The following is a 23,315-nucleotide window of genomic DNA, read 5'->3' as shown; positions in this document are numbered from 1 at the left end:
TTTGCTCCTAGGGGACGTTGGGTGCGGGCGTAGTGCTATCCCAGCCACCACCGCCGGGAGGGCTGGAGCCGCCGACGGAACCGCCACCGCCGCCGCTATCGACGGTCGTGACGTAAGCGATGAAATGGCGGTAGGGATTGGCTGCCGAGAAATAGGCATCGGCTGCTGTTGTCGTCGTTTCGTAGGTGACAGCGCCGCCCGCAAAGGCCTCGTCGTCGTAGTAGATCAGCTGGTCGCTCGTCTCCGGCAGAACCAGCGTTGCGCCCGTTACCGACACCTCGCTGCCGTCGGCGTAGACGCGGGTGTGGTTCGGTATCGTCACCGTCACCGTGCCGTCGCCGTTGTTCGTCTGCGTCACATTGCCAGCAAGACCGCGCGTGTAGCTGCCCGACAGCTTGAGTGTGTCGAGGCCCGCCGGGTTGTTAGCCGCGGCTGCCAGCTCGTCGCGTTCCTCTGCCGTCTGGCCGAGCGCGGGAATAGGCGGAGGGGTTGCCGTCTGTCCCAGAGCGTAGGCGTGCTTTGCCGCCGTCTCGCCAATGAATGTGAGAACGACTTCGCCCGTTATTGGGTCGGGAGGTTGGCGCTTCAACAGCACTGCTGGCGTATCTAGGCCAAGGTCGGGTCTATCAAGGTGATAACATTCGCCAGGTCGCGCGTGGCGCATCCGAGGCTTCAGAGGCAAGGTGATTGGATAGAACTCGCGAGCGTTCACCAGCTTGTAAGCTGCCAGTTCGCCCGCCTGCACTGGATCCTTCACGAGGTTGAACGGGTAGGTCTGCGATACCGTCTCGCCGTCCTGCTCGACGTATTCGGTAACGATCAGCGGCTCGGCCTTCACCAGCTCCCAATTGTGCGCCTCGCTGGTGAACTCGGGCACGATGCGATTGATGCGATCGCGGTAGGACTGCATCGCCGTGACCTGCGCCTCGCCCTGTCCGGCGTCGTCCTCGGTGATCGTATCCAGCACCACGCGCGGGCGGTCCCAATGGAAGCCGATGCCGGTATTGAGCGGCAGGGGCTCGCCGCCGCCCGCAATGCAAATCTCGCGCAGATTGGCCCAGCGGTCGCCGGGTTCGTAAATTACGCCGTAGAGCGTCCATCCGTTGGCCTCGCAATCGGAGGCCCAGGCCGCGATAGCCTCGAAGTCGATGGCTTCTTTCGGCAGGCCCATGCCGAACACGCGCTGACCGTTCTGATACCGACCAAAGGCGTAGGTGCCCGCGTGCAATGCCGGGTTCTCGCTCCATTCGTAGGTGCTTTCGTTGCCGAGCCTGTGCGCACCGACCCCGCCGGGGAATGTGTCGTCTTTGCGCGGATCGTAGACCTTCACCCACTTGGCGTAGGCGCCGCGCACCGGCAGCCCGTTGGCGTAGCGTTTCGCATCCTTGTCGAATTTATGTTGCCAGCCAATCGCCGCTTGCCCGGACAGCTTGTAGGCAGCGCCCCAGCCCGGCGCGGCACCGTAGGGCGGCACCAGCTCGCTCGCCTCGGGCGTTGCGCCAAGTTGACTGTCGAAGGCGAAGAAACCGCTGTAGAACGACGGGACCGGCGCGAAGTCGAAGCGCGGTGAGATCGGCCCTTGGATAGGCCCGCCCGTCGAATAGACCCACACTTCCCAAAGATTTGGGTTCGGCACCTTCTTGACCGTCGCGCCGTAGCCCGCCCGACTGCGTAGCACGCCTGCGTAGTAGCCTTCGCCCATGACATAAGGCGTAGGGTGATCGGGGTCGATTTGTGTCTGCGTGACGCTTCCTCGCGCCGGTGGCGGTTTTGCCAGTGCGTTTGCGCCGAGATTGGCCACGCCAGCCACCACCCCCGCAATGCTGGCGATGGCGGTAAACGAACCGATGCCAGCGATACCCGCCCCCGCAACAGCGAAAGCACCGACGCCGGTCGCCACCAGCGCCACCGCGCCCGCGATCATGCCTACGGTCTTGAGCGCCTTAGCCATTCAAAGCCTCCAGGCCGCTTCAATTTCATCCAGCGATACGTGCAGCACCACCAGCGCGGGCGCATCCTCTCGCCAACCCGCAATCTTTTGCGCCGCCACGTTCACGAATACCGCGTCGAGCCCCTCCGTCCCCGGCACCGCACACAGGTCGCCAAGCCGCATCATGGCGGGCGGAATGCGCTCGAGGTGAGCGTCGAGCAGGCCGATCAGGCTGTCATGGCCCAGCGTCTTGAGCGCCTTCTTCGCGCCCACCGCACTGCGGAACCTCGGCACTTTCGGCAGCCGCCGCCCCATCTGCCGCGCTTGATAAAAGGCAAGGTGCGCGCAGGTCCGTTGGTAGCGCCAATCGAATTCTCGGTTGCGGAACCGCGCCATCGTCTTTTCGGTCGCCACCCGGCGCTTTTCCAGTTCCTTCATCAGTAGGCGTTCACGCGCAGGGCAACCTCGCGGGCAATGCTGCCAAAACTACCGCCAAAGCCGCCACCGCCCGAATACCCGCCCGAACGGGTCGAGCGCACCGGGCTTTCAACGCCCCATGCCACCGGGACCGACAGCCCCGTTGCGTTGTCGTGGCCCATTTCACCCGGCCAAACGCTCTTGTGGAACACCGGTGAAAGCGTGTTGCCGATGTCGAGCTCGAACAGCCGCTCGGCATTGGAAACCACGCTCATGTCGAGCTGGCGCGATTGGCCGACCCGCAACGTCGTCTGGTCAATCTGCCCGTCGAACATCAGGTCGGGCGTGCCTACCACCTGCCCCGCGTCCACATCGTATTCTGCCAGCCACAGGCGCACGCGGCTGCGCTGATAACCGGGCTTGGACAGCTCGGCAGGTCCGGCAGTCCCCGGTGGCAGCATGGTGAGGTCGAGCGCGGGGATTTCATTGCCCTGCCCTTCCTCCATGCCCTCGACCGAACCGAGCGTGCCGAATACCGGATCGCTGCTGGTGTAGGTGTCGCCCGCCCAAGTGATGAACCCGCCGTCGCACAGCAGCACCGTGTGTTCCGGCAGTTCGATCTTCAGCAAGGCCATGATGGCGAGCGACTGCATCACGCCACCTCCCGGATAGGAACTGACAGCGCGATCAGGTGATGCACCGGTATCTGCCAGCCCCAGCTATCGCCCTGCGGCAAGCCCTCGATCATCGGTTTTGCGAAATGTAGTTTGGCCCCATCAAGAAACGGGTGGCGCAGAGCTGGTTCAATCTGGATTGTCGCTTCACCCGCCGCATCAGCCGAACCCACCGAGCGGCAATTGTGGAGATAATGTTGGCCGTTCTCGTCCTCGATCGAAAACCAGTAGCCCTCCTTGAAGCGATAATGGGGAGTGAAGTCGCGTAGGGCCAACATAATGCCCGCCTGACCCGCACCGTCAATCACAGGCTTCCCAGGCGCGCCCTGCGGCACCCCCAACGGGTAAGGCACCCGCACACCTTTGCGCTTGGCTTCTAGCAGTCTCGATACGAAAACCCGCGAATCATCCGGCTTCATCGGCGGAAAATTGACTTCAATCATGTAGCGATTGCCGGGTCGGTCGACCCGCAGTTCCCGCGCACCAGTTGGCGGGACGAGGCTCGCGCCGAAGTCCAGCAACGAGGGGTTTGCGCTACTCGGACCGGGCGTGTCGGGTAGTTCGATCATCCCACCCGCCTCGTCTGCCTGCGGCCCATGTTGCGCTGCGTCACCTGCGATGCCCCCTGCATGATGCCCGGCGCACTCGCCGCCACCCGTCCGTCCACGAAGGCCGTCACGTTGCCGTTGCGCGGGTCGATGCCGACCGTCACGTTCACATTCTGCGAACCGCCGCCGCGAAGCTCATGGTTCGGAATGACCTGCGAACCGCGAGGCAGGTTCACCAGCTCCGGTCCACGCTCGCCCACCAGCGACAGCCCGCCCGGCGCGAAGTTCGTCCCGTTGGCAAAGCGCGGGATGCTGCCAGCGAATTGCGACTTGCCCGTCACGATGCCCGCGATCTGCAAGCCGATGCCCAGCACGCCCTCAAGAATGCCGAGGAAGTCCCCGCCCTTGATGCCGTCGATCAGCCCGCGCAGGCTGCCGAGCGCCTGATCAGCCATGTCCTTGAAACTGCGAGCCATCGTGGTCGTGGCCTCACCCACGTCCTGCCCGGTCTCCCCGACTGCGCGGCCGAGCTCCTCCAGCGTCGGCAGGATCGGCGCGATCACGCCTGCGCCCACATCCACCGCTCCCGCGCCCGCGAACCCCTCCCTGCCGAGCCGGAAGCGCGCCTCGCGCTTCTCCGCGTCGTTCAGGCCTGAGCCCTCGATCGTCGCCAGGTCGCGGCGGTAGTCGAGCAGTCGCCGCACCTCGGGAAACAGCCGGTCGAGCAGGCTTTGCGTCTCGCGCGCCATGTCCTGCATCGCCTGCGACACCGCGCCCGTCGCCGCGCGTGCCGGGGCGACCATCACCGCGTCGAGCCGCCCCATGTGCGCCGCGATGCCGTCGACCATATCGGGCACATAGCTGTGGCCGACCACGGCGTCGTAGAGATTGAAGAACGCATTCTTGACCGTATCGATCTTGTCGGTGACGTTCGCCCAGACAGCGTTAAGCCGCCCAACGAGCCATTCGCGCACGCCCGCCACCAGTTGACGCACCGCGGTCAGAGCGCCGCCCGTAAGCAGGTCGATTGCGCGCCCGATCGTCGCCGTCGCGTTGGCCACCATGCCCTGCGCGAAGCCCCAGGCCGAAGCCCAGTCGCCGTTGAGCAGCGCGTTGACGAGGTCGATGGCGAGCCCAATCTGTCGGAATACGCCCGACACGATCTCGCCCATCGCCGCAATCACGCCGACGAGCCGGTCGCCCAGATGGTCCCAGATCGCCTGCGCGAACTGCCCGATCACCCCCATGACGGCGCGGATGCCCTCGCCGAGTGGGCCGTTCCACAGCGCCTCGAACTTCTCGGTCAGCGTGGCGATCAGCCGCTGCAAGGGCGGGCCTATGCTCTCGTGAAACACCTGCTTCACCCGCTCGAAGATCGGAACGATGCGCTCCCAGTTGTCGCGGATCAGCAGGCCTGCCGAAACGATAAGCCCGATCGGCCCGGCAAACCGCAACAGCGCCGCGCCGATGGATTGCAGGATGGAAAGGCTGGCGAGCCGCAGCGCGAACTGGCCGAACAGGGTGATGATGGTGCCGAGCGGATTTATGACGAAGGAGATGGCCGTGCCGATCAGGCCGAACTTGGTCAGGAACAGCGGCAGGACGGTCGCGGCAAGCGTCCCCATGATCAGCATCAGCGGCCCGATCGCCGCGGCGAGCCCGCCGACCACCACGATGGCCGTCTGCACACCCTGCGGCAGAATGGTAAAGGCGTTGACGAGCCGCGTCGCGCCCTCGATCAGCGGGGTCAGCACCGGCAGCAGCCGCGTGCCGATGGCGACCTGCAGTTCGTCCATCGCCGCACCGAAGGCCCGCGCCTGGTTGGCCGTGCTGCCGCTGGTGCGCGCCACGTCGCCTTGCGCATTGCCGGTCGCCTCGAGGATGAGCTGGTAGCGCGCGAGGATCTTCTCCTGCTCGCTCAGCTCTCCCGACAGCCCGCCCAGCCCCATTTCGAGCCCCTTGGCCCGCACCCCGGCCTCGGTCAGGAACACGCCGAAATCGCGCAGCGGCTCGCTCTCGCCGGAAAGGCCGCTGCGCAGCTTGGCCAGCGCCTCGCCGGGATCGACGTTGTAGAAGCTGGCGAGGTCCTGCGCGAGCACGCTGAAGGCCTGGCTCATCTCGGCCGCCGCCGCGCGGGTGGGCGCCGCCTGGTTGAAGAAGATGCCGAAGGTGTTCGCCATCTCCTGCATGTCCTGCGTCGCGCGGCCCATCGCGTCGCCGGTCTGCTGCGCCCAGCGGTTCATCATCGGCGCGAGCGAACCAAAAGTCGTGTCAAAGGCGCTCTGCAGCTCCTTGGCATCGCTCGCCGCCCGCGCCGAGAGCAGCCCGAAGGCGGTCAGCGGCGCGGTCACGCCCAGTGTCATGTTGCGCCCGGCGCGCATCCAGCTCTCGCCGAGATCGGTCATCGCCGTGCGCAGCGCGCCGAGCTTGCGCTGGGCGTTCGTGCTGCCGGTGATAAACTGGCTGTCGTCGAACAGCAGCTCGACCGCCAGGCGTTCGAGCACGTCACCCAGCGCCATGGCCTGCCTCCTGTTTCGCGATTTGTCGGTCGAACAACCGCATCAGCGCTCGGGCTTCGTCGTTGCGCTGGGCAGCTTCGGATTTCGGTGGCTTGAGATATTCCGCGAGCGGCTTCAGCAGCTTAGTCCTGGCGAAGTATTCGCCGTGCCAACCAGCCATAATCGCCGCGTCAGCGGCGGCTCGGAAGCGAGCGGTGACAAGCAGCGCGAAGCTGCGTGGCGTCGCTTCCCAGAATCCGTCCGGATCTAGCCCTGCCTGGCACCACTGCGCCCAGAGCTCTTCGATGCTGGGCGGCTCGCCGCTTTGCTCCCGTTTCCCTCCATGCCCTTGGCATCCGGCGCGGCAGCATGGGCGGCACGCTCCATAGCTGCGGTCAGCTGCGGGCCGTGTTCGTCGAGCAGTTCCATGACTGATTCCTTGGTCATGCCGTGATGCCGCTGCAGCCCCGCCCACATGATGACGAGCATGTCGCCCTGCCAGCCCTGCCCGGCGCGCTGCGCGGCCTCGGCAAAAGAACGGCCCAGCTCATCCTCCACTGCCACACGCGCAGCAAAGTCGAGCTGAAACGTGAGCGTAGGTCCGCCCTCCAGCTCGACGTCGATGCGACCTTTCGCGCTATTCGACATCAGGCCGGCACCGAATAGGCAGAGCTGGTCAGCGGACCGCTCAGTTTAACGTTCAGCGTCGCTTCCATCTTGCCGCCGGGCGTGACTTCGCCCCGGTTGTAACCGGCGAAGCTGAAGACTCCGTCATAGGTCTTCACCGGTACGCCGCCGATCGGGACGTTGAAGCGGATCGCACGTCGACCGCGCCCACCCTCCCAGGCCTCCGCCATCTCGTCCGTGTCGGAGCCGGGGCGGAAGTTGAGAACGATGCCAACTTCTTCGCCTTCGCCGAGAGCATCGATGAATTCCTTCATCTTGCCCGGACTCTTTAGCGTCGTCACCTCCTCCTGATCGACGGTGATGCCGGGTACAGCGAACTGGGTGACCTGCACCAACTCCTTCAGGTTCGCGGACGTCTCGTCAGTCGAGAGCCACACTTCCGCGCCCCAGCCAACGCTGGGATTCTGATCTTCTCCTGCCATGTCTGTCTCCTTGGACCGTCAGATGATGCTGTGCTCGGCCAGCAGGTCCGTGCTGAGCCGATGAATGAAGCCGTTCGGGGTATCCTCGCCCAGATCGACGGGCCCCTGCGCCGCCGCCGCCCCGAAGCGCACGCCGGCGTGCGTCGCGGGCTGCGCCATCACCGCCACCACGCGCTCCGACAGCGCGCGCGCCTGTTCGTAACTGTCGGCGAAGACCTCGACCCGCACACGCGGGCTGCGCGCGCCCTCGTACCCTCGCAGATGTCGCGGCCGCGGATCGGAAATCGTCTGCAACCGCATGTAGGGCAGCACTGCGCCCTGTTTGACCTTCATCCACCAGGCGCGATCGCCGATCGCCGCAGCGATGGCTGGATCTGCCAGCAGGCGTGTCCGCAAGGCCGTTTGCAGGTCCGCCATGTCACCCCTTCGCCCGGTCGATTGCGGCCCGGATGCCAATGGCCACGCCCGCGACAACCGCCCCGCGCGCATTGTCGTACGCCGGAACGAGGAAGGGATGCGCCGGCATGGCGACCGTCCCGAACTCGTGAAAGTGCGCGATCGACCCCGCACCGCGCGAAGGCCCGACCAGCACCCGCTCGTCCTCCTCGAATATGCCCAGGCTGCCGCGCAGACCGCCGGTCAGTACCGGCGCCAGGAACTGCATCTCCGCCAGCAGCGGCGCCGCCGCCTCGACGAGAATGCGCTGCTTCACCCTTGCAGGCAGCGAGCGCCCGATCCGCGCCAGCTTGCGGTCGAGCTCGCAAAAGCCCTTAACTTTCGCCCGCGCCCGCATCGCTGCTCGCTTCTTCGCTGTCCGTCTCGTCGACATTCTCGACCAGCCCCGCCGCAACGAGGTTTTCGCGGTCGCGCTCGCCCGGCTCGTAGATCCGCCGGGGGTGCTTCCAGTAGACCGGCGGATAGGCATTGCCGTGCAGCTTCTTCGTGCGAACCTTCATGCTTCCCTCACTGCCGTGATCTCGATCCAGCCCCGCTCAGGGGTATCGGGCGCGATGCTCTCGATGTCCCAGGCCGAGCCCGCGTAGGTAACTCGGTCCCTAAGCGTCAGCGTGCGCGTCACGCTGTCGTCGGCGACGCCGAAGGTGGCGGCCTGCCGCCCCCGCTCCGCCGCCGCCTCGCGCCGCTCGGAGCCCTTGCCCATCCAGACCTCGGCGTAGCGGGTCGTGAGCGCGGCCCATGTCTCCCGGTCCTCGCCGTAGTCGTCGGCCTCGGTGCTGGCGCGCTCCAAGCCGATCAGCTTGTCGCGGCGACCGGCCGGGCGCCCCATCAGAGCACCGGCATCCGGTAAGCCGAGCACATCGCCCGGAACCCAAGCGGCACCTCGCCGCTCTGCGCCCCGCCGCCCACTGCCTCGCGGTTCATGTAGAGGTGCGCGGCAAAGACCTTCACCGCCTGCACCAGTGCCGGCGGGCGGTTGGCGTCGGTGAACCCCGCGTCGAAGGTCACCACCACCCCGCCGCCCACGCCCGCGGGCAAGGACTGCCCAGGCACCAGTCCCACCCGGTCGCGCACGAGCACACGCCAGCTGGCCGCCTCGCCGACCACGGCCACGCCGTCGCCGCTCAGCCAGGACACCGCCGAGATCGCCGTCACCGGCCAGACGCCGAGGCTCAGCGGCGCATCGAGCACCTCGCCCCGCCACTCCAGCCCCGAGCACGGCGCCAGCCTCACCCCGCAGTAGCGCTCGACCATGTCCACCGCCGCATCGCGATAGAACCCGATCAGCAGATCCTCGTCGCCTGACAGCACCCGCAAGTGCGCCTTCATCTCGGCGAGCGAGACGATGCCGTCACCGTAGTCCGCAGGCAGGTCGAACGGCGCGAGTTCGAAGCTCATCGTCGCCTGTCCTGCCTGCGGTCCGGAACCGGCGTTACTTCGACGCCGCGAGGTTCTCGGCGACCTGCTCCTGCTCGTCCTTCAGCGCCGAGGGCGTGTTGAAGTCGATCTGGTTGCTTTCGGCAGGAACGTAGGCGCGCGGGTTGGTGTCAACCGAGGGGTGATCGATCACGCTCGCCTTGGCGAGATCGGGCTCGACGATCGCGCCGCTCGCTGCGGCCTCGGTTGCCGGCGACAGCTTGCCGCCGGCCTTCTTGGCGACGGTCGTTGCCGCGCCGCTTGTCTTTCTTGCAGCCATGTCCATGCTCCTTCGTTTGGCCAAGGGTTCCCGCCCTTTCGTGCCGCCGCCGCAGCGGCCGCAGGAAAGAGCGGGAGCGCGATCGCCGCGCCCCCGCTTCTTCTTCGAAATTGCCCAGCGGGCATCACGCCATCTTGAGCGCCTTCATGTACTCGGGGTTCTGCACCCCGCCGCCGACGCGCTTCGTGGTGTAGAAGTGGACGTAGGGCTTGTTGGTGAAGGGATCGCGCAGCACCTCGGTGCCCTTGCGATCGACCACCAGGTAGGTCTGCTCCATGTCGCCAAACAGCGCGACGACGTTGCCCGTGGCGAGCGACGGCATGCCGGGCACCTCGACCACCGGGTAGCCGGCGAGCGAGGCGGGCTGACCCGCGACGTAGTTCGGCTGCCACAGGTAGTTGCCCTGGCCGTCCTTCAGCTTGCGGATGGCGAACAGCGTCGAGCGGTTCATGTACCACTTGCTGTTCGTATCGCGCTCGCTCGGCAGGCTGCCGACGACGGTCAGCAGTTCGTCGCCGTCCACCTCCGCGACCGCCGCCGCCGTGGTGGCGGCGATGGCGCCGAACGGATGGCGCGCGGCGTTGGCAGCCCCAGTGACATAGGTCAGGATGCCGTACGGCTTGTTCGACCCGTTGCCAGAGAGGAAGGCGATGTTCTCCTGGATGGCGAACTCGCCGTCGACCTCGCTCGTGAGCCACGCCTCGAGGTCGAACCCGGCATCGTCGAGCATGCGCTGCGTCACCGCCGGGTTGGCGTAAATTTCGCCGGTGTCGAAATCGATGGTCGAGAGGCCGGGCGTGGTGGTCTCCGGCCGCACGGCGGTCTCGCCGACCCAACCCGAGCCGATAACGCCGTCGTTGTAGACGCGCTTGAACCCGCGTCCGCCGATCGTGATTACGCGGGCGTTCTCACGGATCGGGCTGCGCTGCTTCAGCTTGTCGGTGATCGTCCGGTCCCATTCGACCGGCACAAGGTAGCCGCCGGCGGAATCGGTGCCCTCGGACAGGGCAGCCTGCACCGTCGGCGTCGTGCCGGCGCGCATGTAGGCGTTGATTTGCGCGACGTGCTCGGGATCGGCCGGGCCACCCGCCCCGCCCAGGCTGGCGGCGGCGAGCTTCACGTTCGCCGCATCGATCGCGGCGGTGAGGTCGGACATGTCGTTCGAGATGCTCTCGAGCTTGGCCTGCACCAGCGCGTCCTTCTCGGCGCCCTTGATCTCGTTCGTGGTCTTGAATTCCTCGAACGCGGCGGCGAGCTGGGTGACCAGCGCCTTCGGATCCTGCGTGTCGGCGCGCGGCGCGGCGTGCACGGCACGCGGTGCCAGGCCGAGCGAGAGGGCTGCCAGCGACGCGGCGCCGGCGAGTACGGTCTTCTGCATGGGAATAGGTCCTTTGGATCAGCCGCTCTTCATCGCGGCCAGCAGTCGGTCGTAGGACGCCGTCAGATCGGCATCCGGTTCATCGGCAGCGCCCGGCGTGCCTGCAGGGGCAGCGCCGGGCGTGCCCTTGATCTCGTTGATGCGTGCGCGCGCCTGGCTGCGGGACATCCCGCCCGACACCAGCGTCAGCTCCATGGCGCGCAGCGAATTCGTAGCTTGGTCGGCGGCCTTGGTCTGATCGTCGCTCCGCACCTGGTCGGCGGGCAGCAGCGCATCGGCCAATCCCCGCTCGACGGCGATCGAGCCGCTCATGTAGGTCTCGGCATCGAGCCACTTCTGCACCGCCTCGACGCTCTGGCCCGAGCGCGCGGCGTAGACTTCTGACATGGCCCGGTCGAACGGCTCGAGCCACTCGGCGGTCTCGACCATGTCGTGGCGGTTGCCGATGGCGACGACCCAACAGTTGTGGATCATCAAGAAGCTCGCCGCGCCGATCTCGATGGTGTCTCCGGCCATGGCGATGATCGAGGCGGCGCTGGCCGCCATGCCCATCACCTTGACCGTGATCGGCTGCGGGTGCTCGCGCAGCACATTGTAGATCGCGATGCCCTCGAACATGTCGCCGCCGGGGCTGTTGATCTGAACCTCGACCGGCCGGTCGCCGATGGCGCGCAGCTGCGCGCTCACCTTCTTCGCGGTCACCCCGCCACCGGCCCAGAAGTCCTCTCCGATGTCCTCGAACATCGTGATGACGTTGTCGCCCGTCTCGACCGCGCGTACGCCGGCCGCCTCGGCGCTCCAGCGCTGGTAGACGTCGGCAGGCGCATAGGCCGAAATCTTGCGGTCGGCCGGCACCGGCAGCGCGCCCGGGCGCTGCTTTGCCCAGACCTTAAACTTGCGTTGCATCGCCATCTCCTTGCAGCCATCCCGGCTGCTCGCCCCAGGGTTCGGGGTTCATGTCCATCTTCTCGCGCGCCTCGTTTGGCTTCATGAAGCCCGTCGCACCGGGCCCGCCGAGCGCCTTGGCGAGGAACTCGGCCTGGTCCTTCAGGCTGCCGCGCAGCAGCGCCGCCTCGTTGAACTTTGCGTAATGCGTCTCGCGTTCGCGCTCGCTCAGCAGGTCACGCGCCACCGCCTCTTCCCAGGCCACGAACCACGGCATCAGGCAGTAGGTGATGAGAAACAGCCCGAGCTGCTCGATGCCGCTGCCCCAACTGGTGTCGTCGACCATCAGCAGCGGACGCGGAATCCCCGTCAGCCGCGCAATCTCCTCAACCTGCAGCTTGCGCTGCGCCACGCTTTCCGCTTCGCGGCCGCTGGCCGGGAAGGGCTTGCCCTCCATGCCCTCCTCGCCGACGATCCACTTGCCCGCGTTCGCCGAGCCGTCGAATTGCTCGTTCCACTGCTGTTTCAGCCGGGCGTAGGCCTCGGCGCTGAGCCCGTTGGGCACCTGCAGCAAGCCGCCGGGGTTGGCCGCCTTGGCGAGAATGCTCGCCGCGGACTCGTCGACCGCATCGGCCAGACCCAGCACCTCGGCGCCCAGCGCCAGCAGTCCCTCGCCGGTCAGCCCGTCCCGCGACCAGGGCGAACGCAGGTGCAGCAGCTCGCCCGCGCCGAACGTGCGCGCCTGCCCCTTTCGCGGCTGATACTTCCACACCAGGCCGAAGTCGCTTTCCGATCGCTCGGCGGTCACCCGCAGCGGGTCGAGCGGCCACAGCGCCTGCACGCCCTTCACGCCGGGCACCTTGTAGGCGTAGGCATCGCCATAAAGCAGTGCCCGGCCCTGCATGTAGGCCTTGAACTCGGTCGGCGTCTGCGCCGCGTTGGGCGCGGTGCGCAGCAGCCGGTGGACCGGATGCCCGGCGGCCTTGGCGATCGTGCCGTCCGCCGCGCGCGACATCAGGTTGAGCGGCAGCATCCCCACCGTCGAGGCAATCAGCCGCACCGCGCGCCCGAAGGTCGCGTTCGCCATCGCCGAGTGCTCGGTGACCGAGCGACCGGTCTTGTTCGCGTAGCCACCCGCCATGAACGCCGGCATCTCGCGCTTCAGGTTCTCGACCGAATAGGCCTGCACAGCGGGCGCGACGCCAACGGCCGTCCCCGCATTAGGCACGCCGGACCCGGTCCAGCTGAACAACCGTTCCGCCCAGCTCATCCCAGCACCAGCAGCCCGCGTTCCTCGTAAATCGATGGCCCGCCCGCCGCCTCCGGATTGCGCTCCATCAGCTTCACTCCGTTGAACAGCGCGACCAGCGGGTCGATCTTGGCCTTACCGGCCGCCTGTTTCGTGATGTACACCGCGTTGCCGCGCTGCTCGGCCTTCGCGTTGCCCACACACCAGGCCATCATGTCCGATCCGTCGTGCCGCAGTGTCCCGTCTCGCAGCTTGCGCTCCGCGCTCCACACCGCGCTCGACAGCTTGAAACCCTGCCCGATGGCGACGAGCTGCTCGTCCTCGAGCCCGGCCCCGATCAGCGCGTCGACGAGGCCGCCAACCGCCAGCGGGTCGAGCCCGACCGCGCCCTTTTCGGGCAGCAACCCCGATTCCCGCACCTGCCGCGCCAGTGCGGCAACCTCCTCAAGGTCCTGTGTCGCGCTGTCGCACAGCGTCAGCGTGCCTTCGCGCTCGAAGTCGAGCAGCCGCGGCGCCACGTCCTTCCTGAGGTCGACCACCTCGCGCATCGCCCAGGCACGCTGCACCGCCAGCCACTGGCCGGTTCCCGCCTCGCGCCCGACCACCGCCAGGCCGGTCAGGTCGTCGAGCCCTCCGCCGTCGATGCCCAGCACCGCGACTTCGCAGCGCAAGAGCAGGTCTTCCAGCGTCAGCTCCGGCTCGCTCGCGGCGAGCCAGTAATCGGCCCCGCGCCAGCGCTGCGAATGCAGCCCCAAACCGATCTCGATGTTGAGATGCTGGCTCGCCCAGCGCGCCAGCTCGCCATCGCCCTTCTCGCAGGCCTCGGCGAACTGTTGTTCGAGCAGGTCGAGCTGCACCGATCGCCCGAGGTTGGGCAGAACGAGCGGCCAGAGCGCCGGGTCGCGCCACGGCTGCTCGGCATCGGTCTGCACCTCTTCCGGAAACTCGTAGAGTACCGGCAGCGTCACCGCCGCCTTGCCCGTCACCCGCCCGTCGCGGATCCCCCGCGCCAAGTCGAGCTCGGCCTTGAACACGCCCGCGGGCGGCTCGTCGCTCTGCGTCGTGATCAGCAGCATGAAGGCATCGGGTTTCGATACCATGCCGCCCCACAGCTGGCCCAGCACGCGCTCGGCGTAGTGGACCTTGCCGAGGATGTGCAGCTCGTCGACCACGATCCCCTTGGGGATCACTCCCGTCGCCACCTTCTCGTCGAAGGTCTGGACCCTCAGCGTCGAGCCCGTCACCAGGTCCGCGATCGTCTTGACGTGGTGCTTCACGGCGAACCGCGCCTTCAGCACCGGGTCGGCGGCAATCATCCCGCTCGCCTGGTCGAACCCACGCTGCGCAATCGCCTGCGTCGGCCCGAACAGGTAGTAGGTCTGGTTGGGCGAGGCATCGACCAGCAGCGCCGTCACCGCGATCGCGCCCGCGCCCGTCGTCTTCGAATTCTTCTTGGGCACCATGCACAGGAGCTTGCGCACCTGCCGGTACCCGTCCGCCGTCACCGAGCCGAGTAGCGCGGCGACGATGTCGCGCTGCCAGTCCCCCGCCGCGTCCCGCAGCCGCGGGAACCCGGCCACGTCGGGCAGGCTCAGCTTGTTGAAGATGGCGACCGCGCGGGCCGCCGCCTTCTCGTCCAATGGCAGGTCGGGGACGAGGCTTTCGCCCGCCTGCAGCCGCTCCCACCAGTCCGGGCAGGCGAACACCCACCCTGCGTCTTCGTTAGCCATGCCCCGCCGGCGCGACCAGGCCGAGGTCGGCCCACTCCGGATCCGCCGCCCCGGCATAGCGCGCATCGATGCGCCGCTGTTCCTTCTTGCCCAGCTTGGCCGCCTTCTTGGTCGGCGCGCGGATCGCCTGCTTCGCCGCATGGTCTCGCATCCGCAGCGTCTCGATCCGCTTGGCGAGCTCCTTCTCCGCCGCCACGCTGCCGTCCTCGGCCGCCGCGTTGAGCCGCTCGAGCTGGCGCTGCTCCATCCTGAGCGCCGCTGACTTGCGGACGGCGAGCTCTGCGGAAAAATGTTTGCGCAGCGTCTTCACGTCGCACCCGATCAATTCCGCCGTCTCCGCAAGCGTCAGCCCGCGCACGAAGGCGAGCAGCACGCGGTTCGACCTTTCGAGGGTCCAGGCGAACTCCGGCCGCCCTCGCCCCTCCACGCGCGGCGAAACCGGATCACCGAACAGATCGATGTCCAAAATTTCCGTCACGCCAAAAAAATTCCCTGAATGAGAGGGGCGGCGGTCAGCAGGCCGCGCGCCTTGTGAAGTTTCGCCCTCCCCCCTCGCCTCAGCCACCGCGAGCCCTCGCCGCGCGGGCTTGAGCCGTCTTGCGGTTGTGGCAGCCGCCGCAATACCAGTCGGCCTGCTCGAACGGAGGGAAGTCCGGCCCGCCGTCCTTGCGCTCGACCCGGTGGTCGAGGATCAGCCGCCGCGTGCCCCCGCACTGGCAGCACCACAGACCGCCGAGCCGCGCCCGCGTCCAGGCCGCATGCCTGCGCCGGTAATCGAGCCAGGCTTTCGACTGGTAGAACCGCTCGGCCACCTTGGGCAGAGCCGCCACCCGCGCCGGCAGAGCGCCGATTCGTGAGGGCAATCCGCTCAACCGGCCCATGCCGTGTCCCGCATATGAAAGGAGAAGACCCTAGCACCGGTGCCGACCGCGTCCGCCCCCAATCCGAGCGCCAGCGCCAAGGCTATCCCAAGAATGCCCCCGCTTTGCTGAAGAAACCAACACCGAAATTTGCTGCGCAATCAATTGCCCAGCTTGACAGGCTGCTCAGTCGGGGAATCAGCCTTTTTCCGTGCTCGGCCGCTATCAGCTTTCGTGGTCAGAAACCGGTTCGGCTGTCGACAGTGGTGGAACATGCCTCCCAGATGACAGTGAGAGCCCTGAAGACACGAGGGGCGAATCCTGCGGCGGATACGGAAACATCGCGCCCATCGTCCAGAGCACGTCCCAAGCGGACCTCATCACCTTCCAATTCGGGTCGCTCGCTTACCCCATGTAAACGACGGTGTAGCGATTTGTGCCGGTTTGAAAGTAGATATCGCAGAGGTTGTCCGCTGGTATGACGCCGCGAACCGGCCGTGGCTCGGAAACTGCCACAAGGTCCCTTCGTGAATCTTGGCGCAGGGTCAGAACCGCCTGGTCGCAGGAGCCGGGCTGTCGACCGGCGTGCAAGAATAGGTCGCGCTCCTGATGAAGCGTCCATTGCGGTCTTGCAGACTGAGGCCAGGCGCGACCATCGTTTCGGTCATCGCTCCAGTCACGCGCGAGAAGACCGCTAAGCTCTGGATCACGCCTCGATAGCTCTCGCGATGAACGATCGTGTCATCACGTAACTCGACACTGCAGTCGAGATCCATTCCGCATGTCGACGACCAGCGCTGACCTTGCTGGTTCCAGCGGGAAAGTCCGTCGGCGCGGATCCGATAGACGATTGGATCGGCAAACGACGGCGAACTGCAGGAAAGGAAGATGTCGTCGGGCTGCGCGGCGGCGGCACCCCCTCCGCAAAGAAACAGGGAAAGGGCGAAGCCGGCGGCTCGACAGGAAATATTCGGGATGCGCATGGCGTTCTTGCCTCTCTTCAAAAGCCGAGCGAGCGGTCGGCGCAGTTGGCGATGATGACATTGATCGCATTGGTCAGACGGGTATCCATCGCGGCCGATCCTGTCAGGATGGTAATCCCGGCTGTCGGCCCGGTTGAATGGTCATAATTCCCCGAACCGTTGAAGACGCGGGTATAGCCGCCGCCAATGATCACGAGCCCGGGACGTTCCGCATTTCTGCTCAGCGGCCGAACCTCAATGACTTGTGTCCAGGCAATCGAGGCGGACGCACTGGGAAAGTAATCCGCGGGCACTGTATTGCCGGCGATCGTCGTGCGGCACTGCGACGTTTGAGAGCTTGTTGGCGTAAACCTGACGTGGTTGATGGATCTTTCCACGGTCGGATGACGTGTCAGGACGGTCGCCCGGTTCATCATGACCTGGTCGAAGAATGCGAACGCATTCTCGAGAGACTGCGCACGCGCGAAGGCAGGGAATGCGATAGCAATCGCCGCTGCGATGATCATCACGTTTCGTCTCATTGTCGGTATCGTCACGCGCGAGCTGACCAAGGACTGGTGGAACGATGCAAACGACGCCGCTCTCACTGCGCGACCGCCGCCTTAGCCTCGATAACCCCAGTTCGTCAGCACCGGCTCGTATCCACCGTCCCGGTCGCCGGCACGGTCCTCGTTAAGCTCGTCCACGGCCTCGCGGCGTGTGTCATAGGGACCTTTGCATCCCGTCCGAAGGCCACTCAAGTTGCTCACGTTGGCGCGAAGGAACGAGTTCCAGCTGTTTTCGAAGGCCACGTGATAGGTGTTCCGTGAATCAGCGAAGACGTCCGAATAGAAGGAACGGTTACCGGCCATCGCCCAGCAGTAATGATAGGTGGTCGCAGACTGCGCAGCATCCGCAGCAGGCAGAGAAGCCGGAACGAAGGCCGCGGCAACGAGATAGATCGGTAAAAGCATGAATTCCCCCCGGTTTTCAATAATGGCTGGCGGGTAGCACAGGCATGGAAATCCGTAAAGTCTCGCAACAAGGGCCGCGGCTTCTTCACCCCGCCATCGCCCGCGCCCGGCGGCTCGGCCATCCGTTGAGCACACACACCGTGCCCGCCAGCGCCATCCGGTATCGCCGCACCAGCGCCTCGGGCGAACGCGGCGAGCCGATCCAGCCCTTGAGCGCCGTCCACGGCACCCGCCCCTCGCCGCGAGCAAGCGCGCCCGTGCCGAGCCACACCAGGCGCCGGTCGTGATCGCAGCCCAGCGGCGCGGCGGCATCGGGCACCAGCAGCAGCCAGCGGCGCAGTTCGGCGAGCTCGGCCACCTCGGCGGCATCGAGCGCGACGCGCGGCGCGACCTCGGCGCTGTCGCCGTCCACCCCGCCGCGCGCATCGGCATCGCCCGCCGCGGCCTCGCGGCTGATGAGGTGCCACGGCCCGTCGCCCGCGAACGGCCAGCGCCCGCCCCCCGGCTCGCGCGCTTCGAGCAGGTGCGAGCGCACGAAGGCCTCCTCCATCTCGTCCACGCAGCGCGGCAATCCGCTCATCTCGTCACTCCTTTCCATGGCACTGCCAATAATCCGCCCGGCGGAAGGGAGGCGCCCGCCGCCCGGCCAAGGCAAAATCGCAACAATTCGAAAGCCTTGCTCTTAAGGCCCCTTCCACCCGAAGACCCATTTGGAAGGATGGAAGGCAAAAGCCGCCAAGCCCCGTGCGCAAAAGCCTCTCCCCTAACGCGCACGGCGTTCACCCCCGGCAGCCTTCCACCCTTCCAAAGGCGAGCGGAAACGGCGGAAACCCGCGCTTCGCTGCCTTCCATTCACGACGCGACGCGCTTTCCGGTGGAAGGGCGGGGGATGGTTTCGCCTGCCCGCTTGCGCAGTCTTCCACCCTGTCTCAATTCTTCCAGCCATGAGGTGCAAATGAAAACAGGCGGGATCAGCAGGGTTGTCGGGGGTGGATTGGCACTTGCGTTCACCTGCGCGCTTCTTCTCGGCGTGGTCTATCTGGCCGCTGCTTTGCTGGCGGGGAGTTGGGCAGGTGAGGCAGCAACGGAGGTTGCGCCAGGCATTCCAGATTGGGCTGAGGGTTTTACGACGGCCTCGCCAGCAGGGGACAGCGACATGCGCGACGACCGCATGCTCGCTGCTCAGGAGCGAATGGCTGCGATAGCCGTGTGGATGTTTGTAATTGGCGTTATCACAAGCGTGATAACCGCGGTCGGAACGTTTTTCCTGATCCAGCAAATCCGGATTACGCGTCAAGCCCTTGAGCATGCGGAGACAGCCAATACTCTCGCTCTTGACGGCCAGAAAAGGCAGCTTCGAGCCTACGTGTCCGCCAAAATTTTGGTCGAGGATGGCAGGCACAAGATTCGTTTTATCAACAGTGGCGCAACTCCAGCTCTTGAGTTTTCTGCTTGGGTAACAAGTCACATTTATGCGCGGGGTGGCAGCGAGCCAATTGATTTCGACGAGGATGGCTACATTCTGCCTCTTGCACCCAACGATGTTTGCGATGTCGTGATGAATTACTCTGATACTGGAAACCGCGCCCTTCAAGATAGTGGAACAGAGACCATAATCGCTATCGACGCGGGTTATGAGGACATTTTCCACGAGGTGCACAAGTTCGTCGCGGTTTTCGAGGGATATTCGGATGGCGAATTCGTCCTCGAGAGTGGTTCTTCTTCCTTTACCTAACATCACTCCCACCCCGGCACCGGCGCATCCGGATCGAACGAAGCGCCTCCCCCCGCACCCCCGCCAGCCTGACCGCCGGAGCCATCCGCCGCGGAGGGATCGTTTCGCCCTACCGCTTCGCTGCTTGAGGGCACGTCCGGCAAATCACCCGCCTTCACCCGCTCCACGCTGACGCCCGGGCGCAGTTCGATGCGCAGCCACTTCATCCCGTTCGACTGCTTCTGCTCGAACCCGCGATCCTCCATCGCTTTCTTGAAGCCCTTCATGCTCCACTTCGTACCGCTGCCCTGCTCGGCCCAGGCCTCGAACACCTCGAATAGGTCCTTCGCCCCGACGCGCAGCGAGGCGTCTGCATCCGACACCCAGCAGCACTGGGCGAGGAAACGGCCGAGATCGTCGCTCTGGTCACGGTAGCTGCGCGTCGCCATGCGCACCGCCTCGGGCACGATCAGACCATTTTGCCGCCAGTCGATCAGCCCCTCGATCAGCCGATTGAGCACGCCCGATGCCTCCTCGCGCAAAGCCTCGGGCAGACGGCGATCGATCTCGTCCTCGGGGATGGTGACGGCCCAGGGGACAAGCTGCATGCGCGCCCAGAACCCGTGGCTGGTGTCGCGCACGTTGGGCTTGTTATTGCCCGAAATGGTGATCTTGAAGCTGGGCAGGAATTCGAAGAATCCCTTGTTGAGGAAGCGCGCCTTCACCGGGTCGCCGCCGGTCAGCTGCTTCACCAGCCCGTCGTTGAAGGCCATGCCCTTTTCGGGTTCGGAGACGCGCAGGAACCGCACGCCGGGCAACTCGGCAAGGTCGGGCGTCGCCTGGTCGCCGCGCCGCTTGCCGCCAGTGTCCGCCAGCGATTCCACGCCAACGCTGCCGGCGTAATCGCCGGCGATCGCGGCGACGAGCTCCACCCAGGTGCCCTTGCCGTTGCGCCCTCCGCCGTGGAAGAAGGCCATCTTGTGCTCGCCGATGTCGCCGGTCAGCGACAGCCCGCCCCACTGGTGGAGGAACCGGCGCATGTGCGGGTCGGGTTGCACCCGTTCGATGAAGCCATCGTAGGCCGCGCACAGCTTCTTCGGCCGGTACTCGACCGGGGCGAGCTTGCTGATGAGATCGCCGCGCGCGTGCGGGTGCAGCTTGACCGTCCACTCGCTGCGCCATTCGGAAACCACTCCCCGCTCACCCTGAGCCTGTCGAAGGGCTGTCTTTTCTTCGATCTCGCGCGCGGTCCGCTTCACGTTCCGGCGCTCGAGCCGCAGCGTGCCGTTGAGGACATTGATCGCCATGCGATCACCGTCCATCGCGGTGGGGCCGATGGTGATCGCCTCGAAGCTCTTGGCAAGGTCGGCCACCGCCTTCAGCTTGCCGCTGCCCTCGCTCGTCTTCGCCCAGGCGGCGATCGCGGTGGAGAAGAATTTGTCCTTGCCGAGGTCCACGGCGAAATCCATCCGCGAAAGGCCGTCGAGCCACAGCGCGTTCGCCCCGCCATCGTCATGCCGCAGGTAGGCGTCCTGCCCCTCGTCGCGCAGCCGCTCGGCCACGAGGTGGAAACGCGCCTCGCTCGCCTTGCTGCCGAAGAACTCGGGCGGCTCGGCCCCGGTCGCGGCGACGAGATGCGCCTCGTTGCGGATCGCGCGCACGGTGAGGAACACCGACTGCATCACCCGCGCCGGGATTTTGTCGCGCTCTTCGGACAGCAGCGCCCAGCGCCGCCCGTCCCAGGCGAACCACCCGATCTCGGGGCAGAAACGAAAATCGTCCCCGAACCGCACCCGCCAACGCTCGGCATTGCCGAGGTCGGTCAGCGGCAGCTTGCAGCAGGCGAGATCGGCGGCGGGCGACACCCGCGCGCGGATGCGCGTAACAGTCCCGCCCTCCGCGCCGGAGCCTGCCTCATCGACAGGGGGCGCGGGGACACCCTGCGGGTCGCCGCCCGCGGCAAAGGGGTTGCGGGTGGTCATGCTGCCCTCTGGAAATCTTCGTACAATTCCGGCAGTCCGACGGGATGTGGAAGCCGACAGATAACAGAGTAGGTGATCAGACCCTCAGGATCACAATCGACACGAACACGCGCGTTCCTGCGGAAGACCAGCTTCGTTGGGCTGGAGAAATCGTCGCATTCATCCGCCGACAACCCGACGCGGGGGCTGACGTTGTCATCTCGGTCGCCCACCTTGGAGAGGGTTCGACACTGCTCGAGCTTGTATGTCTCGGAATGATTGCTGCTGGCGGTGTCGGCATTTTCGGAATCGCCGTTCACAAGCACCTGCAGCAGCCGGAAGAACAAATGGCACAGGCCACTGCTGCAATGGGCCAATCTTATGGCGGCACGCGCATCACGATCGAGTGCGGTGCTCTCCCGCAGCCATTGGAACTTGACCTGAAGCTGGTCGCCGGCGGGCAACGCTTCGCGCCGGTCGAAGGACGCGCGGCCGGCCGGATAGAAGTTCAAGGCGTTGGCGAAGCGATCGTTAGCAGTCCAACGGCCACGCCCGACCGCGACGAAAAGATGATCGAACTCGTCGGAACATTTCATATCGATGATGCGGACGCCGCGCCGATATTCGAGACCGACGATGGCTTGCGCATCGTCGCCGACGTTTCCGCTCTGGACCCCAACACGTCCATCATCGCTGACGGACTGAGGGCCTCGATACGCGGATCCCTCGACATCGATCAAAGCGGCCCCAGCGAGGTCGTTATCAACCTGCAGTCTGCCACCAAGCTGGATGCCGACACGCTCACCGACGAAGACGACAGGCAATTCGTGACTGAACAGGGCGACACGCTGGTTGTCGACAATGATCCAGTAGTCCCAGAAAATCTCGATAGGGAACCGAGCGAGGAGCAGGACGCCAGACTTGTCGTCATGTTTGGACGCATCGTGACAACACATGGCGGACGGTTCGCCGTTTTTCGGACGGAACGATCGGAATACCGCATCGTAGCACCGCAGAACCTCTATGAAGATGTTCCAATCGGGGAAGACCTCAGGGTTGAGGCGGTGTTGGAAGGTCAGGACCTTTCCATCGTCAAGTGGGAGATGATCGAACCAGCCACCAGCAATGGCTGGCCACCGACCGATAGCGAGAGCAATTTCACCACGATCCCCGCTGATCAGGCCGTGGAGATCGAAGGGCAATTTCGCCTGGATGCCGGGCAAGTCTTTTTTCAGATGGAGGATGGCACCTACGGACGTGTTGATTTGATCGAGAGCGACAGGCCGCTCCCGCTGCGAATGCCGCTTTTCGCAAGGGTCCGCGCAACCCGCGGTGATCGCGGTGGATACGCTGATCGTGGGGTCGCCGTTGAGGGCTGGACGCTGAAAAGCCTGAATTACGATGCAGGCGACTTCTCGGTGGAGCCGCTTGTAGAAGCTATCCCCGAGCAATCGAGTCGGACACAGGTCAAACTCATTTTCAATTTCGGCGAGCGGCAAGTTCCTGTGTTTGTCAGCCAAAAAGCTTTGAAAGATCTGACGGGTCTCCAACGCTTGTCCAAGGACGACATGATGCGGGTCGCGGAGGACAATGGAGGCCTTATCGCAAAAGCAGTCGTGAAGAAGCTGAAGCAAGGCGAGCTTGTCGCGGACGGTGTGATGATTACGACGATAGATTTGCTCTAGCATCACCCCGCCCTCCCCAGCACCGCACCGCCCGAGGCGCTGACCAGCGGCACGCCGCCGCGCGCCAGCATGGCCTTCAGCCGCGCCTTCATCGCCGCGCCATCCACCATCAGCGTCACCCGCTCGCCAAGGCTGCGCAGGTGCGCGAGGACGCCGCGGTTCCAGTCGAGCACGCAGATCCCCTCGCCCCCGCCGCGCAGCCAGTCCCACGGCGTCGCGTGGAGCTGCAGCCGCGCTGGCCGCTCGGTGGCGAGCGCATGGTCGACCGCGTCGAAGGCCGCCACGCCCAGCACGTCGCCGTGCCCGGTCAGCAGCGCCCAGTCGTCCTCGCAGGTAGAGGACAGCGCCACCACGTCGATCACCGTGCCGAAGGGATCGGTCACGCCCAGCAGCAACCGCGCATCCGCCCCCTTGGGCTCGAACCGCCTGCCGTCGGGCGAGACCGCCACCCGCCCCGCCGCCACCTGCCCCGCGCCGGTCAACTGCGCGAGCAGAGCCTGCGGCACCCCCATCGCCTCCACCCTCGCGATCGCCGCGAACGGCGTCGCGAGATAGGCCGCGGTCAGGACGTTATGGGCGCGGGTCACGA

General features: G+C 65.9%; 28 protein-coding genes. 3 read left to right on the top strand and 25 right to left on the bottom strand.

Features of this window, described 5'->3' with window-relative positions; genetic code table 11:
• Positions 1 to 7 precede the first annotated feature (7 nt).
• From AAW00_RS13645 to AAW00_RS14380, 5 genes are read right to left on the bottom strand one after another with little or no spacing between them, the layout of a single operon-like run.
• Positions 8 to 1,951, bottom strand: coding sequence for a hypothetical protein (locus AAW00_RS13645; protein WP_052761966.1), 1,944 nt, complete (start codon positions 1,949 to 1,951; stop codon positions 8 to 10).
• Entirely contained in the window at positions 1,952 to 2,368 is a 417-nt protein-coding gene (locus tag AAW00_RS13640) for a DUF6950 family protein (protein ID WP_047004975.1), read from the bottom strand.
• Positions 2,368 to 3,000, bottom strand: coding sequence for a hypothetical protein (locus AAW00_RS13635; protein WP_047004974.1), 633 nt, complete (start codon positions 2,998 to 3,000; stop codon positions 2,368 to 2,370). The genes AAW00_RS13640 and AAW00_RS13635 overlap by 1 nt, the downstream gene beginning before the upstream one ends.
• Positions 3,000 to 3,590: a hypothetical protein gene (locus tag AAW00_RS15095; protein ID WP_047004973.1), complete on the bottom strand. Its 591-nt coding sequence runs from the start codon at positions 3,588 to 3,590 to the stop codon at positions 3,000 to 3,002. The genes AAW00_RS13635 and AAW00_RS15095 overlap by 1 nt, the downstream gene beginning before the upstream one ends.
• Positions 3,587 to 6,088, bottom strand: coding sequence for a phage tail tape measure protein (locus AAW00_RS14380; RefSeq protein ID WP_052761964.1), 2,502 nt, complete (start codon positions 6,086 to 6,088; stop codon positions 3,587 to 3,589). Before AAW00_RS14380 ends, AAW00_RS15095 begins: the two co-directional genes overlap by 4 nt.
• Here AAW00_RS14380 and AAW00_RS13620 point away from each other — a divergent pair.
• Positions 6,087 to 6,338 (top strand): hypothetical protein, encoded by a 252-nt coding sequence (locus tag AAW00_RS13620; protein ID WP_047004972.1) that lies wholly within the window; start codon positions 6,087 to 6,089, stop codon positions 6,336 to 6,338. The two genes, AAW00_RS14380 and AAW00_RS13620, sit on opposite strands and share 2 nt — an antisense overlap.
• Here AAW00_RS13620 and AAW00_RS13615 read toward each other — a convergent pair.
• The 18 genes from AAW00_RS13615 to AAW00_RS14365 form a co-directional block, all read right to left on the bottom strand.
• Positions 6,335 to 6,715 (bottom strand): hypothetical protein, encoded by a 381-nt coding sequence (locus AAW00_RS13615; RefSeq protein ID WP_047004971.1) that lies wholly within the window; start codon positions 6,713 to 6,715, stop codon positions 6,335 to 6,337. The genes AAW00_RS13620 and AAW00_RS13615 overlap by 4 nt on opposite strands.
• On the bottom strand, positions 6,715 to 7,176 hold the full coding sequence (locus AAW00_RS13610; protein ID WP_047004970.1) for a phage tail protein: 462 nt from the start codon (positions 7,174 to 7,176) through the stop codon (positions 6,715 to 6,717). The genes AAW00_RS13615 and AAW00_RS13610 overlap by 1 nt, the downstream gene beginning before the upstream one ends.
• Positions 7,177 to 7,194: 18 nt before the next feature.
• Positions 7,195 to 7,593, bottom strand: coding sequence for a tail completion protein gp17 (gp17, locus tag AAW00_RS13605; RefSeq protein ID WP_052761963.1), 399 nt, complete (start codon positions 7,591 to 7,593; stop codon positions 7,195 to 7,197).
• Between the two features lies 1 nt (position 7,594).
• A complete protein-coding gene (locus AAW00_RS14375) occupies positions 7,595 to 7,969 on the bottom strand; it encodes an HK97-gp10 family putative phage morphogenesis protein (protein ID WP_052761962.1) in 375 nt (124 codons plus the stop codon).
• A complete protein-coding gene (locus tag AAW00_RS15195) occupies positions 7,947 to 8,132 on the bottom strand; it encodes a hypothetical protein (protein ID WP_047004969.1) in 186 nt (61 codons plus the stop codon). The genes AAW00_RS14375 and AAW00_RS15195 overlap by 23 nt, the downstream gene beginning before the upstream one ends.
• Positions 8,129 to 8,461, bottom strand: coding sequence for a head-tail adaptor protein (locus AAW00_RS13590; RefSeq protein ID WP_047004968.1), 333 nt, complete (start codon positions 8,459 to 8,461; stop codon positions 8,129 to 8,131). The genes AAW00_RS15195 and AAW00_RS13590 overlap by 4 nt, the downstream gene beginning before the upstream one ends.
• Entirely contained in the window at positions 8,461 to 9,030 is a 570-nt protein-coding gene (locus AAW00_RS13585; RefSeq protein WP_047004967.1) for a head-tail connector protein, read from the bottom strand. The genes AAW00_RS13590 and AAW00_RS13585 overlap by 1 nt, the downstream gene beginning before the upstream one ends.
• A gap of 34 nt (positions 9,031 to 9,064) precedes the next feature.
• Positions 9,065 to 9,328, bottom strand: a complete 264-nt coding sequence (locus AAW00_RS13580) for a hypothetical protein (protein ID WP_156170089.1) — start codon at positions 9,326 to 9,328, stop codon at positions 9,065 to 9,067.
• A gap of 124 nt (positions 9,329 to 9,452) precedes the next feature.
• Positions 9,453 to 10,706 (bottom strand): phage major capsid protein, encoded by a 1,254-nt coding sequence (locus AAW00_RS13575; RefSeq protein WP_047004965.1) that lies wholly within the window; start codon positions 10,704 to 10,706, stop codon positions 9,453 to 9,455.
• Between the two features lie 18 nt (positions 10,707 to 10,724).
• A complete protein-coding gene (locus AAW00_RS13570) occupies positions 10,725 to 11,612 on the bottom strand; it encodes a head maturation protease, ClpP-related (protein ID WP_206539334.1) in 888 nt (295 codons plus the stop codon).
• Positions 11,596 to 12,861 carry a phage portal protein gene (locus AAW00_RS13565; RefSeq protein ID WP_052761960.1) on the bottom strand — a complete coding sequence of 422 codons (1,266 nt, stop codon included), beginning with the start codon at positions 12,859 to 12,861 and terminating at the stop codon, positions 11,596 to 11,598. The genes AAW00_RS13570 and AAW00_RS13565 overlap by 17 nt, the downstream gene beginning before the upstream one ends.
• A complete protein-coding gene (locus tag AAW00_RS13560) occupies positions 12,858 to 14,570 on the bottom strand; it encodes a terminase large subunit (protein WP_047004964.1) in 1,713 nt (570 codons plus the stop codon). The genes AAW00_RS13565 and AAW00_RS13560 overlap by 4 nt, the downstream gene beginning before the upstream one ends.
• Positions 14,563 to 15,048 carry a hypothetical protein gene (locus tag AAW00_RS14370; protein ID WP_156170088.1) on the bottom strand — a complete coding sequence of 162 codons (486 nt, stop codon included), beginning with the start codon at positions 15,046 to 15,048 and terminating at the stop codon, positions 14,563 to 14,565. Before AAW00_RS14370 ends, AAW00_RS13560 begins: the two co-directional genes overlap by 8 nt.
• A gap of 79 nt (positions 15,049 to 15,127) precedes the next feature.
• A complete protein-coding gene (locus AAW00_RS13550) occupies positions 15,128 to 15,400 on the bottom strand; it encodes a hypothetical protein (RefSeq protein WP_047004963.1) in 273 nt (90 codons plus the stop codon).
• A gap of 575 nt (positions 15,401 to 15,975) precedes the next feature.
• The gene (locus tag AAW00_RS13545) at positions 15,976 to 16,413 is read right to left on the bottom strand and encodes a hypothetical protein (protein WP_047004962.1); all 438 of its coding nucleotides are present in this window, start codon (positions 16,411 to 16,413) and stop codon (positions 15,976 to 15,978) included.
• Positions 16,414 to 16,430: 17 nt separating this feature from the next.
• Positions 16,431 to 16,922 carry a hypothetical protein gene (locus AAW00_RS13540; RefSeq protein ID WP_156170087.1) on the bottom strand — a complete coding sequence of 164 codons (492 nt, stop codon included), beginning with the start codon at positions 16,920 to 16,922 and terminating at the stop codon, positions 16,431 to 16,433.
• 93 nt (positions 16,923 to 17,015) lie between these two features.
• Positions 17,016 to 17,366: a hypothetical protein gene (locus AAW00_RS13535; RefSeq protein WP_047004960.1), complete on the bottom strand. Its 351-nt coding sequence runs from the start codon at positions 17,364 to 17,366 to the stop codon at positions 17,016 to 17,018.
• An 85-nt stretch (positions 17,367 to 17,451) separates the two neighbouring features.
• Positions 17,452 to 17,946: a hypothetical protein gene (locus AAW00_RS14365; protein ID WP_156170086.1), complete on the bottom strand. Its 495-nt coding sequence runs from the start codon at positions 17,944 to 17,946 to the stop codon at positions 17,452 to 17,454.
• A 309-nt stretch (positions 17,947 to 18,255) separates the two neighbouring features.
• On the opposite strand from AAW00_RS14365, the gene AAW00_RS13525 reads away from it, so the two are divergent.
• The gene (locus AAW00_RS13525; RefSeq protein ID WP_156170085.1) at positions 18,256 to 19,101 is read left to right on the top strand and encodes a hypothetical protein; all 846 of its coding nucleotides are present in this window, start codon (positions 18,256 to 18,258) and stop codon (positions 19,099 to 19,101) included.
• A gap of 2 nt (positions 19,102 to 19,103) precedes the next feature.
• Here AAW00_RS13525 and AAW00_RS13520 read toward each other — a convergent pair whose 3' ends face one another.
• Complete coding sequence (locus tag AAW00_RS13520; RefSeq protein WP_052761957.1) at positions 19,104 to 21,062, bottom strand: DNA primase family protein; 1,959 nt, start codon at positions 21,060 to 21,062, stop codon at positions 19,104 to 19,106.
• A gap of 44 nt (positions 21,063 to 21,106) precedes the next feature.
• On the opposite strand from AAW00_RS13520, the gene AAW00_RS13515 reads away from it, so the two are divergent.
• Positions 21,107 to 22,726, top strand: a complete 1,620-nt coding sequence (locus AAW00_RS13515) for a hypothetical protein (RefSeq protein WP_047004958.1) — start codon at positions 21,107 to 21,109, stop codon at positions 22,724 to 22,726.
• Between the two features lie 2 nt (positions 22,727 to 22,728).
• Here the strand turns inward: AAW00_RS13515 and AAW00_RS13510 are convergent, their stop codons facing one another.
• A complete protein-coding gene (locus AAW00_RS13510) occupies positions 22,729 to 23,313 on the bottom strand; it encodes a hypothetical protein (protein ID WP_047004957.1) in 585 nt (194 codons plus the stop codon).
• Positions 23,314 to 23,315 lie beyond the last annotated feature (2 nt).

The sequence above is a fragment of the Aurantiacibacter luteus genome, from assembly GCF_001010945.1.
GTDB lineage: Bacteria > Pseudomonadota > Alphaproteobacteria > Sphingomonadales > Sphingomonadaceae > Alteraurantiacibacter > Alteraurantiacibacter luteus.
The sequence above is the reverse complement of the archived record's forward strand: the minus strand, read 5'-3'. Positions and strand labels throughout refer to the sequence as shown.

Bases quoted from the DNA above. Each gene is read 5' to 3' on its own strand.
- AAW00_RS13610 (WP_047004970.1), bottom strand. From the start codon at position 7,176: ATGGCAGGAGAAGATCAGAATCCCAGCGTTGGCTGGGGCGCGGAAGTG.
- AAW00_RS15195 (WP_047004969.1), bottom strand. From the start codon at position 8,132: ATGAAGGTTCGCACGAAGAAGCTGCACGGCAATGCCTATCCGCCGGTC.
- AAW00_RS13535 (WP_047004960.1), bottom strand. From the start codon at position 17,366: ATGCTTTTACCGATCTATCTCGTTGCCGCGGCCTTCGTTCCGGCTTCT.
- AAW00_RS13640 (WP_047004975.1), bottom strand. From the start codon at position 2,368: ATGAAGGAACTGGAAAAGCGCCGGGTGGCGACCGAAAAGACGATGGCG.
- AAW00_RS13620 (WP_047004972.1), top strand. From the start codon at position 6,087: ATGGCCTGCCTCCTGTTTCGCGATTTGTCGGTCGAACAACCGCATCAG.
- AAW00_RS13635 (WP_047004974.1), bottom strand. From the start codon at position 3,000: ATGCAGTCGCTCGCCATCATGGCCTTGCTGAAGATCGAACTGCCGGAA.
- AAW00_RS13545 (WP_047004962.1), bottom strand. From the start codon at position 16,413: ATGCGCATCCCGAATATTTCCTGTCGAGCCGCCGGCTTCGCCCTTTCC.
- AAW00_RS14380 (WP_052761964.1), bottom strand. From the start codon at position 6,088: ATGGCGCTGGGTGACGTGCTCGAACGCCTGGCGGTCGAGCTGCTGTTC.
- AAW00_RS13565 (WP_052761960.1), bottom strand. From the start codon at position 12,861: ATGAGCTGGGCGGAACGGTTGTTCAGCTGGACCGGGTCCGGCGTGCCT.
- AAW00_RS13615 (WP_047004971.1), bottom strand. From the start codon at position 6,715: ATGTCGAATAGCGCGAAAGGTCGCATCGACGTCGAGCTGGAGGGCGGA.
- AAW00_RS14375 (WP_052761962.1), bottom strand. From the start codon at position 7,969: ATGCGGGCGCGGGCGAAAGTTAAGGGCTTTTGCGAGCTCGACCGCAAG.
- AAW00_RS13560 (WP_047004964.1), bottom strand. From the start codon at position 14,570: ATGGCTAACGAAGACGCAGGGTGGGTGTTCGCCTGCCCGGACTGGTGG.
- AAW00_RS13645 (WP_052761966.1), bottom strand. From the start codon at position 1,951: ATGGCTAAGGCGCTCAAGACCGTAGGCATGATCGCGGGCGCGGTGGCG.
- AAW00_RS13590 (WP_047004968.1), bottom strand. From the start codon at position 8,461: ATGGGGCGCCCGGCCGGTCGCCGCGACAAGCTGATCGGCTTGGAGCGC.
- AAW00_RS13580 (WP_156170089.1), bottom strand. From the start codon at position 9,328: ATGGCTGCAAGAAAGACAAGCGGCGCGGCAACGACCGTCGCCAAGAAG.
- AAW00_RS14365 (WP_156170086.1), bottom strand. From the start codon at position 17,946: ATGAGCGGATTGCCGCGCTGCGTGGACGAGATGGAGGAGGCCTTCGTG.
- AAW00_RS13525 (WP_156170085.1), top strand. From the start codon at position 18,256: ATGGTTTCGCCTGCCCGCTTGCGCAGTCTTCCACCCTGTCTCAATTCT.
- gp17 (WP_052761963.1), bottom strand. From the start codon at position 7,593: ATGGCGGACCTGCAAACGGCCTTGCGGACACGCCTGCTGGCAGATCCA.
- AAW00_RS13570 (WP_206539334.1), bottom strand. From the start codon at position 11,612: ATGCAACGCAAGTTTAAGGTCTGGGCAAAGCAGCGCCCGGGCGCGCTG.
- AAW00_RS13520 (WP_052761957.1), bottom strand. From the start codon at position 21,062: ATGACCACCCGCAACCCCTTTGCCGCGGGCGGCGACCCGCAGGGTGTC.
- AAW00_RS15095 (WP_047004973.1), bottom strand. From the start codon at position 3,590: ATGATCGAACTACCCGACACGCCCGGTCCGAGTAGCGCAAACCCCTCG.
- AAW00_RS13585 (WP_047004967.1), bottom strand. From the start codon at position 9,030: ATGAGCTTCGAACTCGCGCCGTTCGACCTGCCTGCGGACTACGGTGAC.
- AAW00_RS13515 (WP_047004958.1), top strand. From the start codon at position 21,107: ATGTGGAAGCCGACAGATAACAGAGTAGGTGATCAGACCCTCAGGATC.
- AAW00_RS13575 (WP_047004965.1), bottom strand. From the start codon at position 10,706: ATGCAGAAGACCGTACTCGCCGGCGCCGCGTCGCTGGCAGCCCTCTCG.